Origin of the sequence: Xenorhabdus cabanillasii, from assembly GCF_003386665.1 — a bacterium.
Classification (GTDB): Bacteria; Pseudomonadota; Gammaproteobacteria; order Enterobacterales; family Enterobacteriaceae; genus Xenorhabdus; species Xenorhabdus cabanillasii.
This window is the reverse complement of record NZ_QTUB01000001.1, coordinates 896,032-911,325: the sequence shown is the minus strand read 5'-3', so window position 1 is coordinate 911,325 and position 15,294 is coordinate 896,032. Positions and strand designations below refer to the sequence as shown.

The window sequence follows — 15,294 nt, the reverse complement described above, 5'->3', positions numbered from 1 at the left end:
TAATAGTTTTAAGATCATATAACTTTTATATCTTATTATTATCTTATTTCCACAGATCTCAAAATCTGTTTCTGGTATGCTTGCGACGCATTGCTAATAAGAGGCTTAAAGCAGTTATGTCAGCTTGGCGTAAAATATATTACAAGTTATTGAATTTTCCGATAAAAATTTTAGTAAAAAGTAAACTTATTCCAACGGCTCCCATTCAAGAGTTGAGTCTTGATACGACCCGGCCTATTTTGTATGTGCTCCCGTATCATTCAAAAGCCGACTTATTGACCTTGCGTCAACAATGTCTGGCTCAAGATCTACCAGATCCTTTAAATCCTTTGGATATTGATGATACACAGCTCCCAAGTTGTGTTTTTATTGATGACGGCCCACGAGTGTTCCGCTGTTATGCGCCCAAGCATGAGTCCGTAAAGATTTTTCATTCTTATCTGGACTTACATCGCAATAACCCTAATCTGGATATTCAGATGGTGCCCGTTTCCGTGATGTTTGGACGTTCCCCGGGACGTGAAGGGCAAGAAACAAATACAGCACCACAGTTGCGCCTTCTCAATGGGATCCAGAAGTTTTTTGCAATCCTGTGGCTCGGGCGGGATAGTTTTGTTCGTTTCTCCACGCCTGTTTCATTGCGCAGTATAGCCGATGATCATGGTACGGATACGATTATTGCCAATAAACTTGCCCGTGTTGCACGGATCCACTATTCCCGTCAACGTCTGGCCGCAGTCGGACCACGTTTACCTGCCCGACAGGATCTGTTCAGAAAATTACTGGCATCCAAGGCCATTGAAAAAGCCATTGCCGATGAAGCCCGTAGCAAGAAAATCTCGCCAGAGAAAGCAAAACAAAACGCTATCAATATGCTGGAAGAGATTGCAGCGGATTTCTCCTATGAAACTGTACGCATAACAGACCGTGTTTTGAGCTGGACGTGGAACCGCCTCTATCAGGGTATCAATGTCCATAATGCCGAACGGATCCGCCAATTGGCACAAGATAGTCATGAACTGGTCTATGTTCCATGCCATCGCAGCCATATGGATTACCTGCTGCTTTCTTACGTGCTTTATCACCAGGGGCTGGTTCCACCACATATTGCAGCCGGTATTAACCTGAATTTCTGGCCAGCAGGGCCGATATTCCGCCGCCTTGGTGCATTCTTCATCCGCCGCACTTTTAAAGGTAACAAACTCTATTCGACAATTTTCCGCGAATATCTGGGAGAGCTGTTTTCCCGTGGTTATTCTGTTGAATATTTTGTTGAAGGAGGACGTTCCCGGACAGGCCGCCTGCTCGATCCGAAAACTGGTACACTTTCGATGACATTACAGGCAATGCTGCGCGGAGAATCACGCCCTATCACCATTGTGCCAATCTATATCGGTTACGAACATGTGATGGAAGTTGCGACTTATGCCAAAGAGCTACGGGGCGCAACCAAAGAAAAAGAAGGGTTTTTCCAGATGGTTCGTGGGTTACGTAAACTGCGTAATCTGGGACAAGGCTATGTGAACTTTGGTGAACCAATCCCAATAGTACAATATCTGAACCAACATGTTCCTGAATGGCGTGATTCTATCGACCCAATAGAAGCACAGCGCCCGGCATGGCTGACTCCAACGGTCAGTAAGCTGGCTGACAATATTATGGTTAACATCAACAACGCCGCAGCCGCAAACGCAATTAATTTATGTAGCACGGCTTTATTGTCATCACGTCAGCGGGCACTTACTCGCGAACAGTTGATTGAGCAATTAGACTGCTATATGCAATTGTTGCGCAATGCTTCCTACGCGAATGATGTCACAGTACCGAACAAAACAGCAGAAGAACTGTTGGATCATGCTTTACGAATGAATAAATTTGAGGTCGAAAAAGATAGTCTTGGGGATATTATTATCCTGCCTCGCGAAAATGCGGTATTGATGACCTATTATCGCAACAATATCCAACATCTGTTGATCCTGCCGTCTTTGATTTCCAGCATTGTGATGCATCACCGCCGTATCAGCCGCAGTGAGCTGCTTAGGCAGGTACAACTGATTTATCCTCTGCTTAAGCAAGAACTTTTCATGCGTTATAGCAAGAAAGAGTTGCCTGATGTGGTTAATACATTGATTGATGAATTGGCACGTCAATACCTGATTTGTAATAAAGAGCAGGAAATACTGGTACTCAATCCTGCGCGTATTCGTCCATTACAATTGCTGGCAGCAGGTATCCGGGAAACATTACAACGCTATGCCATCACGCTTTCTCTATTGAATGCAACTCCCGAGATCAGCCGGGGTACATTGGAGAAAGAGAGCCGGATGCTGGCACAACGTTTATCAGTGCTACATGGAATCAACGCGCCGGAATTCTTTGATAAAGCGGTTTTCGCTTGCTCAGTGAATACATTGCGTGAAGAAGGTTATATCCACGATAGCGGTAACCTGGTCACCATAAGTGCCCATGCACTTTATCAGGTATTGAGTAAGTTAATGTCTCCAGAGATCCGTCTGACCATTGAGAGTGTCAGCATGCCTCCTGAGCATAATGACCAAAAACCAGCAGATGAAAATCAGGAATAACACATTGATATTCTGAAAAGAATTGTTCTTAATCTGATTGTGCTGAAAAAGAGAAGATTAACGGGCGGTGCTACCGCCCGTTCTCTTAAAAAACATAGCTGAAAAGAATACCGAGGAACAAAATAAAACCAACGTAATTATTGTTCATGAATGCCTGAAAACAAGATTCCCGCTGACGATCAGAAATCAGTTTTTGTTGATAGATGAAGAGCGCTCCTGCCAATAATACTGTCCAGTAATACATTCCCCCTAAATTCACTATACAACCAACCGATACGAGCATTGCCAGCATAACAAATTGCAAAGTACCAATGATTAACTTATCAAAGCGCCCAAACAGCACTGCTGTTGATTTCACACCGATTTTCAGGTCATCTTCCCGATCCACCATGGCATACTGAGTATCATAGATTACAGACCAGATTATGTTCGCCAAAAATAACAACCAACACTGTAACGGTAAGGACTCACTTACTGCTGAGAAAGCCATAGGAATTGACCAGCCATATGCCGCACCCAACACGACTTGTGGCAAGTTGCTGATCCGCTTAACGAAAGGATAAAACCATGCCAACCCCAACGCGACAAAGGATAAAGCAATCGTCATTTTATTCAGTGTCAATACAAGTGCAAAAGAGATCAACACAAGTGTAGCAAACAAAATTTTGCATTCTTTTTCGCTGATATCACCACTGGGGAGCGGACGAAATTTTGTCCGTTCAACATGCCCGTCAAATTTCCTATCAGCGAAATCATTAATACAACATCCTGCCGCCCGCATGAAAAAGACACCCAGAGTGAAAACCAGCAAGATATGTAAGTTCGGCATACCTTTTGCTGCTATCCATAATGCCCAATAGGTTGGCCATAATAACAATAATGCACCAATGGGTTTATCGATACGCATTAAACGGCAATAGGCGCGCCATTTATTTTGCGTCATACTGACCTCCAATCTATTTCTCCCTTTTCATATTATTTATTTTATATACAGGTGATTCCGGCAAAAAAACTTCTGTAAGTAGTAGAGGCTTCTCTGATAACCGCAGCAAAGAGCGCCGCGCCCAACGCTGTCCTTGTTGGCCTATTTGAATATAATCCCGTGTCAGATTATTGCCACTAAACAGGTAGCGCCCAAGTGGAACGGTTCCTACATCCACCAGCTTTTTGTCTGGCCCTGTTAACGTTTCCTCAGGGATTACTGTACGCCCCAATAGCCACGGAATACTATCCCCATATAGGACAATTTCACGTAACCAATATTTTTCACTTATAGGTAAGTGCTCACTTTCATCGCCAATATCTGCTGCTGTAATGAAACATTCCCGAAATGGTGCAACTGTTACATGATGGCAATGTTGTTCAAAACGATGTGTCATTGAACCGACTTCCATCAGCCAGTCTAAAATATTTTCCGGAGTATTGACTTCACCAGCCGAAAACCAGCGAATAGGTGTAGAAGTTAATATTGTGTCATCTGCCATGTCATTTTCCAATTGCGGAGAACATCAATTTCTCCGACAGCACAACGAATGGAATGTGAGGATAGCATGTTGCAGGCCAATAAAATAAAAAGTTGATAACAAATTATGGAAATTACAAAGAATATCCCTCCAATAAATGGTGTTACTGGAGGGACATAAATTAAATAAAATAGAAAATCAGATTAACGCCACGCTTTAAAGCAGTTAATAAGGCCATTTGTAGAACTGTCATGGCTATTCACAACTTCTGTCCCCTGCAATTCAGGCAGAATACGGTTCGCCAATTGTTTGCCCAGTTCTACTCCCCATTGATCGAATGAGAATATATTCAGAATTGCCCCCTGAACAAAGATCTTATGTTCATACATGGCAATTAATGCGCCCAGACTGAATGGTGTAATTTCGCGCAACAGAATTGAATTGGTTGGGCGGTTACCTTCAAACACTTTAAACGGCACAACATTTGCCACATCCTGTGCATTCTTCCCGGCGGCAGTAAATTCAGCTTCCACCTGCACCTGAGTTTTACCAAAGGCCAGCGCTTCAGTTTGTGCGAAGAAGTTAGATAGCAGTTTACTGTGATGATCAGCAACCGGATTATGGCTAATTGCGGGTGCTATAAAATCACATGGAATAAGTTTCGTTCCCTGATGGATAAGCTGGTAGAAGGCATGCTGACCATTTGTACCCGGCTCACCCCAGATAATGGGCCCGGTCTGATAACTTACCGGATTGCCATTGCGATCAATATACTTACCGTTTGATTCCATATTTCCCTGCTGGAAGTATGCAGCAAAACGGTGCATATATTGATCATAAGGCAGAATCGCTTCAGTTTCTGCACCAAAGAAATTGTTATACCAGATGCCAATCAGCGCTAACAGAACAGGAATGTTTTGTTCAGGTGCGGTTTGCTCAAAGTGTTTATCCATAGCGTGAGCACCACTCAGCAACTGCTCGAAGTTATCATAACCAATGGAAAGAGCAATGGATAAGCCTATTGCAGACCAGAGGGAATAACGGCCACCGACCCAATCCCAGAATTCAAACATGTTTTGTGGATCAATGCCGAATTTGCTGACTTCCTTCTCATTAGTTGAAAGCGCGGCAAAATGTTTAGCCACATATGCTTCATCACCTGCACTTTGCAGGAACCAATGACGGGCAGAATGAGCATTAGTCATCGTTTCCTGTGTGGTAAAGGTCTTGGACGCAATCAGGAATAGTGTGGTTTCTGGATCCAGAGATTTCAATGTCTCCGCAATATGGGTTCCATCCACATTGGAAACAAAGTGCATATTGAGGTGATTTTTATAGGCTTTCAGCGCCTCAGTCACCATATATGGGCCAAGATCGGAGCCACCAATACCAATGTTTACCACATCAGTAATAGCTTTGCCGGTATAGCCTTTCCACTCTCCACCGGTGATACGCTCACTGAACGATTTCATTTTTTCCAGTACCGCATTCACCTGCGGCATAACATCTTCCCCATCTACGTGAATTGGAGAATTACTGCGGTTACGCAGAGCAATGTGCAGCACAGCACGATCTTCAGTACGGTTAATCTTTTCACCGGAAAACATACTATGGATAGCACCGGATAAATCCGTTTCTTTCGCCAATGACTGTAATTTTTCCAATGTTTCCGCAGTAATACGGTTTTTGGAGTAATCAACCAGAATCTGATCGTCAAACGTTGCAGAGAATGTCGCAAAACGCGCCTTATCCTGTTCAAACAGATCTCGTAAGTGGACATTCTTCATCTGTTCAAAATGCTGTTGCAATACTTTCCAGGCTTCGGTCTGGCTAGGGTTGATGTTTTTCATGAATGATGCTCTCTATCAACTGTAGATAAACAATAGGAATGCATAGAATTGTAACAAGTTAATGCTGTGATGGATCTCTTTTTCCTTTTACTGACTGATATTGGTCAAAATAAGTTATTATTTCCAGCTCTAATTGCTTATATCCTTCAAATTCGGCATCCATTAGATATATAGGCAAAAACGATAATTTCATTCTGATCATGAAAGATATTGATGCTTAATTCTCAAGCATTGACTCAACAAAGCTAACCCGATATTTCTAACCCTCTATTTCTAAACTAACTCTCTATTCCTAAAACAGAAGGCTATCATCCATGAGTGCAGTATCTTCTCCCTATTCGCAGTATGTTGTTGCAAAATTCGGTGGTACTAGTGTGGCGGACTTTGATGCCATGAATAACTGTGCTGATATTATTTTGGCAAACAGAGATGTTCGCGTAGTCGTTTTATCAGCTTCCGCTGGTGTCACTAACCTATTGGTCACATTAGCATCTGGTTGCGATAACGATAAACGGGAGAAGTGCCTGAAGCAGATCCGTGATATTCAATATGCAATTATCAAGCGGTTAAATGAAACGGCTGTGCTTAAAGAAGAGATTGAGCATTTACTGGATAATATCGCAACGTTGTCAGAAACTGCCTCACTGGCAACATCTAAGGCGTTGACTGACGAGTTAGTCAGTCATGGGGAAGTCATGTCTACACTGCTGTTTACCGAATTGTTACGTCAGCGCAACACGGATGCCGAATGGTTTGATATCCGCCGGATAATGCGTACCAATGACCAATTTGGGCAAGCAGAGCCTGACACAAATCAGCTCAATATATTAGTGACAGAACATCTCCAGCCTCGCCTGAATAACACGATTGTCATTACACAGGGTTTTATCGGCAGAGAGGAAAAAGGCCGCACAACAACTTTAGGACGTGGCGGCAGTGATTATACCGCCGCCCTGCTTGGCGAAGCACTGGGCTTGCGGCGTGTCGATATCTGGACGGATGTTCCGGGGATCTACACAACCGATCCCAGAGTTGCCCCAACCGCCAAACGTATTGATAAGATTGCTTTTGATGAAGCGGCTGAGATGGCAACATTCGGTGCCAAAATTCTCCATCCAGCTACCCTACTGCCAGCCGTCCGCAGTGGTATTCCTGTTTTTGTTGGTTCGAGTAAAGAACCGCGAGCCGACGGTACATTGGTTTGCGACAGAACAGAAAATCCACCTCGTTTTCGGGCATTGGCATTGCGGCGTAAACAAACTTTATTAACCCTGCATAGCCTGAAAATGTTGCATGCAAGAGGCTTTCTGGCAGAAGTTTTTACCCTGCTCTCACGTCATAATATTTCGGTGGATTTGATTACCACTTCAGAAGTGAGTGTTGCTTTGACACTGGATACCACGGGCTCCACCAGCACGAACGGCAGTTTGCTGACCAATGCCCTGCTGACTGAACTTTCAACATTGTGTCGTGTGGAAGTTGAAGAAAATTTGGCACTGGTGGCAATTATCGGCAATAAACTTTCACAGGCCAAAGGATTAGGAAAAGAGATTTTTGGCCCTCTGGAATCTTTTAATATCCGCATGATCAGCTATGGAGCAAGTAGCCATAATGTTTGTCTGCTCGTGCCCGGCAAAGATGCAGAACAGATCGTGCAGACACTTCATCGTAATCTGTTTGAAGATTAAAGTTCATAAGGCTGATCATGATGTAACATAATCTCATCCCATTATGGGATGAGATTACACCTTCAACTCTCATACTGCCTCTAACTAAAAGCAATTTTTTCCTCTACTCATCGGATGTGTTTTTTCCCTCTTTATCATTCATAATAAGAAAACGAAAACAAATTCCATTTTTTCTACCACAGTCATGCTGTAAGTAGAGGATAATTTAGAGGGAATCTTATGAGCTCCGCCATTGCCAGCAAACGTACCAAGAAAACTAAAATGACAGCCGGTAGTGCCGCTGCAAGCGGTCAGGTTCAGTCCTTAAGCCGAGGCCTATCCCTTTTGGAATATATTTCTGATTCACAAAGTGGAGTCGCATTGACTGACCTTGCTATTCAGGCTGGCCTTCCCAATTCCACCACTCACCGCCTTTTAACCACATTACAGCAGCATGGTTTTGTCCGTCAGATTGGCGATCTGGGATTGTGGGTAATTGCATCACATGCTTTTGTTGTCGGTAGCAGCTTTCTGCAAAGCCGCAATCTGATGGTATTGGTTCACCCGATTCTACGCCAGCTAATGGAAGATTCCGGTGAAACCGTCAATCTTGCTATTTTCAATATTGATGAGTATGAAGCAGTGATTGTTGATCAGGTGCAATGTAATGCACTGATGCGGATGTCCGCCCCAATTGGCGGCCAGTTGCCGATGCACGCTTCCGGCGCAGGTAAAGCGCTCCTTTCCACGCTGTCCGAACAAAAGTGCCTACAATTACTGCATAAAAAAGGATTACACGCCTATACACAACATACTCATACCACCGCAGCCGCGTTGAAAGAAAATCTTGAACAAATCCGTAAGCAGGGTTTTTCACTCGATGATGAAGAACACGCCCTCGGATTACGCTGTATCGCTGCCTGCATTTATGATGAGCATCACGGGGCTTTTGCCGCTATTTCTATCTCCGGCCCAATATCGCGCATCTCTGATGATCGGGTAACTGAACTTGGTGCCCTTGTTATGCGGGCGGCAAAAGAGGTTAGTCGGGAGTATGGAGGAATTAAGTGAAATTCCGGTCAATTTCACTTTTTACGGTACAGCTAATTCCAACCAGATGAGATCCATGGAATTGTATTCACCAGGCTCTTCTGTCCATCCTTATGCGTCATTACATGATGCCTTGAATCAAGAGCCATGGTTCAATGACATTTTTATAATCAGGGAGTTTAAATCCCTCATGTCTGATTTGACGAGAGAAAATGCTAATGAATAACTGGAAAACAAAAGCAGAAAGCATCCTGACCAATGGCCCTGTCGTCCCTGTCATTGTAATCAATGAAATTGAACATGCTGTACCATTAGCAAAAGCGATGGTTGCCGGCGGAATACGCGTGCTGGAAGTCACCTTGAGAACTGAATGCGCACTAGAAGCTATTCGCCTTATCGCCAGGGAAGTTCCTGAAGCGATTATCGGTGCTGGAACGGTCATTAATCCAGAACAACTGGTAACCGTCACTGAAGCCGGTGCTCAGTTTGCCATTAGTCCGGGATTGACTGGTGAGTTGTTAAAAGCAACGGCTACTGGTTCAATTCCTCTTATCCCGGGGATCTCCACAGTCTCTGAATTAATGCTAGGTATGAGCTATGGTTTAAACTGCTTCAAATTCTTTCCAGCAGAAGCAAATGGTGGTGTAAAAGCCCTGAAAGCTATTGCTGGCCCATTCCCACAGGTACGCTTCTGCCCGACGGGGGGAATTTCTCCAGATAATTACCGCGATTATCTGGCACTGAATAGTGTCCTGTGCATAGGCGGTTCATGGTTAGTACCAGATGATGCGTTGAAAAAAGGTGATTATGCTCATATTACGGAATTAGCGCGGAGTGCAATTGCGGGAGCTGAAGCATAATCTTTTTATCTAAAACTTAATGCGGAAATTTAAGATTAAAAAATTTCCGCATTGAAAAAATTTATCATTTTTTATCTAATATTTCCTTGAATCAATTAATTTTATGAGAAGATAATTCAGATAATAAAAATGATTCAATTTAACAAATGGCTTTAGATAATGTCCATGTCCCCGTACCATTACCTCTATTTGATAGCAGAGATGTATAAACTTTATATACAGCACCAGGTTGATTTGCCAGCCAACAGACATCGAGAAAACCGCCATGCGTATGGTTAAAATCATTCAACAGACGAATAATATTACCTTCACGGACTTTACCATCATGTTTATCGTTTGCTTCTGAAAAAATATGCCATGTTGCAGTATCAAGGGCATGTACAGGTTTATCCGCAGTATAAACATTATAGAGTTCTGGTGACGGTGCATTTCCACTAACTCTCAGATATCCTCCATTATTTCTATAAAAATTCAATAAAAACACCGTATCACAACTGTAAACTTCCGTCCCTAAACTTTTACCTTCTGCTGATAAAATCTGCCATGAACCCGAACCAGTATCACGATTTGATAAAACAGAAGTAACAACATTATATTTTTCCTCCACTGAAGTCGACTGTCCATTAACATCAAGATAACTACCCTTAGCATAATTATTCTTAATATGTAAAATATCACCATATAAAATAATCTGAGCCATTATTTCCTCCTTAAATATTTTTATAAATAAATGACATGATGCTATTAATGGTAAAAATTATAATTATTAAATTATATATCTATAAAAATAAAACCAATCTTCCTAAATAGAATCATACCATTTAAAATCGATAAAAGAATAGCTAGTCATTTTAAAACAGTATTATTTAGTTGCTATTTTTCATCATACAACGATACATTATCTTTAACTGTGGAAATTATAATACCACTGATTATATTTATTATTTAGTTTATTTCAGTACGAAGACTGAATCGCTGTCTACTACGATAAGCAAAAACATCCTCTACATGCCCTCTTTTAATACGCTCCTGCAATGCCCGCCAGTAATCTGCTTTAAACAGGTCACTGTGGCTTTCTTCAAAATACTTACGAATACGCTTGTCACTACATAAAAAGTATCGGAACTCCTCAGGAAAAACATCGTTGGGAGCAACGCTGTACCACGGTTCGCTGGCAAGTTCATCTTCTGGATAACGTGACGGAGGTATATCGCGAAAATTCACTTCAGTCATATAGCAGATTTCGTCATAATCGTAGAAAATTACCCGTCCATGACGTGTAACACCAAAGTTCTTAAATAACATGTCACCCGGAAAAATATTCGCTGCTGCCAACTGCTTAATCGCATTTCCATATTCTTCTACGACATCTTTCATATGGGTTTCATCTACTTGTTCCATGTATATGTTCAGTGGGATCATTTTCCGTTCCATATAAAGGTGTTTTATTAAGATTTTGTCACCCAGATCTTCGAGTTTCGCGGGGATCTCTTTTTGCAGTTCCTCCATTAATTCCGGGCTGATATGGCGTTTATCAATGACAAAATTTTCAAACTCCTGTGTATCTGCCATTCTTCCGACGCGATCATGCTCTTTTACCAGCCGATAACACTCCTGAACCCGCTCCTGAGTTACCTCTTTCTGTGGAGCAAATTTGTCCTTTATGACCTTAAATACACGGTCAAAGGAAGGAGAAGTGAAGACCAGCATAACCATACCTTTCACTCCCGGAGCAATGGTAAATTGCTCTTGAGATGAGTTAATAAACGTCAGATATTCACGGTAATATTCTGTTTTACCGTGTTTTTGGCAACCAATAGCCATATAGAGTTCAGCCGTTGATTTGGTTGGTAAGATTTCACGCAACCACTCCACCATTGCTGCCGGCAAAGGGGCATAAACCATAAAATAAGAGCGGGCAAAACCAAAAACAATGCTGGCATCATCGTGATGAGTCAAACAAGTATCAATAAAAATTCTGCCTGATTCATCATGGTGAATAGGTAATAAAAATGGATAAGCCATTGTACCCAGTCTGATTTTTCCTACCAGCCAGGCAGCCTTATTACGATAAAATAGTTCGTTAGTAATCTGAAATGTTGCCTGCAATAAGTCATGTCGGGAAAATGTATTCAATAAGTATTGCGTGATGTAACCAATATCCCGCTCTAAATTCTCCCATTTCAAACGCAACGGTAAGTCATTTAAGATTGCTCGCAACATAGATTCTAAGTTGCCATCAGGAGAAAAATCCCGTGACAATGGTCGTGAAATATGACGAAAGCGACACATTGGTTGAGAAGAGAAGATAAATAAATTTTCTTGCTGCAAATTGCGATGTTGAAACAAGCGGCAATAAACTGAGTTAAAAAAACTTTCTGCAATCTCAAAACGGGGATAATCCGGCAGTAAACGGGTATAAACAGCTTTAACTCTAGCGATGTACTCTTCGTCATACTGCAATTGCAATGAACCACTGATACATTTCAATTGTTCAACTACTAAACCAACATGGTGGTCATACAGGTTGATGCGTTTCTTCATTGCCTGCTGTACTGCATGCCAATCTGCCTGTTCAAAACGCTGTTGGGCGCCAGAAGTTACTTCCAGAAATCGGCCATATTGCGCATCAAATCCCTGCAAAATAGTTTGTGCAACTAAGTGTGCGAAATCTGTTTCCATATTTACCACCTTAATCCGACGCGTAAAGGGGAATTCCTTACGGAATCCCCCAAAAGTGATATCAATAGATATGTAAACTTAAAATTGCTGCTCTTCTGTTGATCCAGTCAGAGCGGTAACAGAAGATGCTCCTCCCTGAATAATCGTGGTTACTTTATCAAAATACCCTGTGCCCACTTCCTGTTGATGCGAAGAGAAAGTATAGCCTCGATCAAGTGCTGCAAACTCCCGCTCTTGAACTTTCTCAACATAGTGTTTCATTCCTTCGCCGCGAGCATAGTCATATGCCAAATCAAACATATTGAACCACATGCTATGAATACCAGCCAAAGTGATAAACTGAAATTTATATCCCATCTCAGAAAGTTGTTCCTGGAAGCTGGCAATAGTTTTATCGTCCAGATTCTTTTTCCAGTTAAAAGATGGAGAGCAGTTATATGCCAGTAATTTCTCTGGATATTCTGCATGAATCGCTTCTGCAAAACGACGGGCAGCCTCAATATCCGGGGTAGAAGTTTCACACCAAACAACATCTGCGTACGGTGCATAGGCCAACCCACGACTGATAGCCTGATCAATACCGGCACGGGTGCAGAAGAAGCCTTCGCAAGTCCGTTCACCAGTGATGAATTCACTGTCATAAGGATCACAGTCAGATGTCAGTAAGTCAGCAGCATCGGCATCAGTACGGGCAATAAGAAGAGTTGGAACGCCTAATACATCTGCCGCTAAACGAGCAGCTACTAATTTCTGGATGGCTTCTTGAGTCGGCACCAATACCTTGCCGCCCATATGCCCGCATTTCTTCACAGCAGCCAACTGATCTTCGAAATGAACTGCGGCAGCGCCAGCTTCAATCATTGATTTCATTAGTTCGAACGCATTCAGGACACCACCAAATCCAGCTTCTGCATCCGCCACAATCGGCAGAAAATAATCAATATATTCCATGCTCTCAGGGGCAATTTCATTTGCCCATTGGATCTGATCGGCACGGCGAAAGCTGTTATTGATTCGCTTAATAACATTCGGCACAGAATCAACCGGATAGAGTGATTGATCAGGATACATACTGGCGGCGGTATTAGCATCAGCAGCAACCTGCCAGCCAGAAAGATAAACCGCCTCAATGCCAGCTTTAGCCTGTTGAAGCGCCTGACCACCTGTCAGTGCTCCAAGTGCGTTTACATAACCTTTTTTTGATTTTCCATGCAGCAGTTCCCATAACTTGTTCGCGCCCATTTGCGCCAAAGTATGTTCAGGGTTGACTGAGCCACGCAATTTAATGACATCTTCAGCTTTATATGGACGGTTAATACCTTTCCAGCGTGGTTTTTTCCATTCTTGTTCTAATTGAGTGACTTGTTGTGCTCGAGAAACGGTCATGATGTTTTATTTCCTGTTCTTAATTAATTAGATATTAATTTATTAATCGGATATTGTTTTTTTACATTAATCGAGTAATTGATAACCCGGCAGGGTCAGAAAATCGACTAAATCATCTTGTGTGGTGATCCGTTCCATCAGGTCTGAAGCCTCCATAAATCTCCCTTGGTTAAAACGCTCCTCCCCCACTTCTTGTTTAATAACTACCAATTCTTCCTTCAGCATCTGGCTGAACAATTCTTTTGTTACCTTTTTACCGTTGGCAAGTGACTTTTCATGGTGGATCCATTGCCAAATAGAGGTACGAGAAATTTCCGCAGTAGCTGCATCTTCCATCAAACCGTATATCGGTACACAACCGTTACCTGAAACCCATGCCTCTATGTACTGGACGGCAACCCGAATATTCGCCCGCATTCCTTCTTCTGTTCTCTCTCCCAAGCTCGGTGCAAGCAGTTGTTCGGCAGTGATCGTTTCATCTTCTTCACGGAAAACCATCAGCTGATTTGGTCGATCACCTAGCTTTGAATTGAATACATCCATAGCAACATCAGCGAGGCCGGGATGTGCGATCCATGTACCATCATGGCCATTATTAGCCTCCAGTTCTTTATCAGCCCTGACTTTGTCTAATACCCGCTGATTCTGCACAGGATCTTTACTCGGTATAAATGCCGACATTCCCCCCATAGCGAATGCACCGCGCTTATGACAAGTTTTAATTAATAAACGGGAATAGGCACTCAGGAAAGGCTGTGTCATAGTGACAGACTGACGATCAGGTAAAACTCGATCAGCATGATTCTTTAATGTTTTGATATAACTGAAAATATAATCCCAACGTCCACAGTTCAGGCCAACAATGTGGTAACGTAAGTGATAGAGAATTTCGTCCATTTGGAAAACGGCTGGCAGTGTCTCAATTAAGACTGTAGCTTTTATCGTCCCTTTTGGCAGATTGAAATGCTCTTCCGTAAAACTGAAAACATCACTCCACCACTGCGCTTCATGGTAGCTCTGAATTTTAGGCAAATAGAAATAAGGACCGCTCCCTTTTGCCAGCAACTGCTTATAATTCAAGTAAAAATAAAGTGCGAAATCAAATAATCCGCCAGAGATTGGCTCATTCTTATAAATGACGTGTTTTTCTGGCAGATGTAATCCCCGGACACGAGCAATTAAAACTGCGGGATCAGATTTCAGTTCATAACGTTTACCCTGTTCATTAGCATATGAGATTGTCCCGTTAACCGCATCGCGTAAGTTAATTTGCCCATCAATGACCTTATCCCATGTTGGTGCCAGAGAATCTTCAAAATCTGCCATAAACACCTTAACATTGGCATTCAATGCATTAATGACCATTTTTCGTTCTACAGGACCTGTGATCTCCACTCGACGATCTTTAAGATCGTCAGGAATACCCTGAATCTTCCAATCTCCATTTCTAATGGAAATAGTTTCCGAAATAAAATCTGGAAGAGAGCCATCATCTATTCTCTTCTGCCAATTCACACGATCTTCTAATAATTTCCTACGTCTGTCAGAAAATTTGACAACCAAACCCTGCAAAAATTGAACAGATTCAGTTGTTAATACCTGTTTTTCAGCTTCAGAGAAAGGTTTAATAAAAGTTAATTTAGTTTCTAACACTTGCTGTGCCATCCCCGGTTCCTCACTTTAAAATGTTCACTCAAATAAGAGTAATCAATATAAAAAATAAATCAAAAACCATTTCCATTATTTTAATA

11 protein-coding genes and 1 pseudogene are annotated in these 15,294 nt (G+C 42.3%); 5 read left to right on the top strand and 7 right to left on the bottom strand.

What is annotated here, in order from left to right; translation table 11 throughout:
- The first annotated feature begins 116 nt into the window (after positions 1 to 116).
- Positions 117 to 2,585, top strand: a complete 2,469-nt coding sequence (gene plsB, locus BDD26_RS04540) for a glycerol-3-phosphate 1-O-acyltransferase PlsB (protein ID WP_115825655.1) — start codon at positions 117 to 119, stop codon at positions 2,583 to 2,585.
- A gap of 85 nt (positions 2,586 to 2,670) precedes the next feature.
- Here plsB and ubiA read toward each other — a convergent pair whose 3' ends face one another.
- From ubiA to pgi, 3 genes are all read right to left on the bottom strand, one after another.
- Positions 2,671 to 3,528 carry a 4-hydroxybenzoate octaprenyltransferase gene (ubiA, locus tag BDD26_RS04535; RefSeq protein WP_170140368.1) on the bottom strand — a complete coding sequence of 286 codons (858 nt, stop codon included), beginning with the start codon at positions 3,526 to 3,528 and terminating at the stop codon, positions 2,671 to 2,673.
- Positions 3,529 to 3,541: 13 nt separating this feature from the next.
- On the bottom strand, positions 3,542 to 4,069 hold the full coding sequence (gene ubiC / locus BDD26_RS04530; protein WP_038260250.1) for a chorismate lyase: 528 nt from the start codon (positions 4,067 to 4,069) through the stop codon (positions 3,542 to 3,544).
- A 182-nt stretch (positions 4,070 to 4,251) separates the two neighbouring features.
- Positions 4,252 to 5,898 (bottom strand): glucose-6-phosphate isomerase, encoded by a 1,647-nt coding sequence (gene pgi, locus BDD26_RS04525; protein ID WP_038260249.1) that lies wholly within the window; start codon positions 5,896 to 5,898, stop codon positions 4,252 to 4,254.
- A 314-nt stretch (positions 5,899 to 6,212) separates the two neighbouring features.
- Here pgi and lysC point away from each other — a divergent pair, with 314 nt between their 5' ends.
- The 4 genes and pseudogenes from lysC to BDD26_RS04505 all read left to right on the top strand — a co-directional run bounded on the left by lysC (position 6,213) and on the right by BDD26_RS04505 (position 9,475).
- Entirely contained in the window at positions 6,213 to 7,586 is a 1,374-nt protein-coding gene (lysC, locus tag BDD26_RS04520) for a lysine-sensitive aspartokinase 3 (RefSeq protein ID WP_115825653.1), read from the top strand.
- A 219-nt stretch (positions 7,587 to 7,805) separates the two neighbouring features.
- Positions 7,806 to 8,636: a glyoxylate bypass operon transcriptional repressor IclR gene (iclR, locus tag BDD26_RS04515; RefSeq protein WP_038260246.1), complete on the top strand. Its 831-nt coding sequence runs from the start codon at positions 7,806 to 7,808 to the stop codon at positions 8,634 to 8,636.
- 16 nt (positions 8,637 to 8,652) lie between these two features.
- A pseudogene (locus BDD26_RS20760) lies at positions 8,653 to 8,754 on the top strand (hypothetical protein); the annotation flags it as partial.
- Between the two features lie 79 nt (positions 8,755 to 8,833).
- The gene (locus BDD26_RS04505) at positions 8,834 to 9,475 is read left to right on the top strand and encodes a bifunctional 4-hydroxy-2-oxoglutarate aldolase/2-dehydro-3-deoxy-phosphogluconate aldolase (RefSeq protein ID WP_115825651.1); all 642 of its coding nucleotides are present in this window, start codon (positions 8,834 to 8,836) and stop codon (positions 9,473 to 9,475) included.
- A 139-nt stretch (positions 9,476 to 9,614) separates the two neighbouring features.
- On the opposite strand, the gene BDD26_RS04500 is transcribed toward BDD26_RS04505, so the two are convergent.
- The 4 genes from BDD26_RS04500 to aceB all read right to left on the bottom strand — a co-directional run bounded on the left by BDD26_RS04500 (position 9,615) and on the right by aceB (position 15,208).
- Positions 9,615 to 10,175 carry a hypothetical protein gene (locus tag BDD26_RS04500; RefSeq protein ID WP_115825650.1) on the bottom strand — a complete coding sequence of 187 codons (561 nt, stop codon included), beginning with the start codon at positions 10,173 to 10,175 and terminating at the stop codon, positions 9,615 to 9,617.
- Positions 10,176 to 10,420: 245 nt separating this feature from the next.
- Positions 10,421 to 12,157 carry a bifunctional isocitrate dehydrogenase kinase/phosphatase gene (gene aceK, locus BDD26_RS04495; RefSeq protein ID WP_038260241.1) on the bottom strand — a complete coding sequence of 579 codons (1,737 nt, stop codon included), beginning with the start codon at positions 12,155 to 12,157 and terminating at the stop codon, positions 10,421 to 10,423.
- Positions 12,158 to 12,235: 78 nt separating this feature from the next.
- Complete coding sequence (gene aceA / locus BDD26_RS04490) at positions 12,236 to 13,543, bottom strand: isocitrate lyase (protein WP_115825649.1); 1,308 nt, start codon at positions 13,541 to 13,543, stop codon at positions 12,236 to 12,238.
- Positions 13,544 to 13,609: 66 nt separating this feature from the next.
- On the bottom strand, positions 13,610 to 15,208 hold the full coding sequence (aceB, locus tag BDD26_RS04485; RefSeq protein ID WP_038260239.1) for a malate synthase A: 1,599 nt from the start codon (positions 15,206 to 15,208) through the stop codon (positions 13,610 to 13,612).
- Positions 15,209 to 15,294: the final 86 nt, after the last annotated feature.

Bases quoted from the DNA above. Each gene is read 5' to 3' on its own strand.
- aceA (WP_115825649.1), bottom strand. From the start codon at position 13,543: ATGACCGTTTCTCGAGCACAACAAGTCACTCAATTAGAACAAGAATGG.
- BDD26_RS04500 (WP_115825650.1), bottom strand. From the start codon at position 10,175: ATGGCTCAGATTATTTTATATGGTGATATTTTACATATTAAGAATAAT.
- BDD26_RS04505 (WP_115825651.1), top strand. From the start codon at position 8,834: ATGAATAACTGGAAAACAAAAGCAGAAAGCATCCTGACCAATGGCCCT.
- ubiA (WP_170140368.1), bottom strand. From the start codon at position 3,528: ATGACGCAAAATAAATGGCGCGCCTATTGCCGTTTAATGCGTATCGAT.
- lysC (WP_115825653.1), top strand. From the start codon at position 6,213: ATGAGTGCAGTATCTTCTCCCTATTCGCAGTATGTTGTTGCAAAATTC.
- plsB (WP_115825655.1), top strand. From the start codon at position 117: ATGTCAGCTTGGCGTAAAATATATTACAAGTTATTGAATTTTCCGATA.
- aceK (WP_038260241.1), bottom strand. From the start codon at position 12,157: ATGGAAACAGATTTCGCACACTTAGTTGCACAAACTATTTTGCAGGGA.
- ubiC (WP_038260250.1), bottom strand. From the start codon at position 4,069: ATGGCAGATGACACAATATTAACTTCTACACCTATTCGCTGGTTTTCG.
- iclR (WP_038260246.1), top strand. From the start codon at position 7,806: ATGAGCTCCGCCATTGCCAGCAAACGTACCAAGAAAACTAAAATGACA.
- pgi (WP_038260249.1), bottom strand. From the start codon at position 5,898: ATGAAAAACATCAACCCTAGCCAGACCGAAGCCTGGAAAGTATTGCAA.
- aceB (WP_038260239.1), bottom strand. From the start codon at position 15,208: ATGGCACAGCAAGTGTTAGAAACTAAATTAACTTTTATTAAACCTTTC.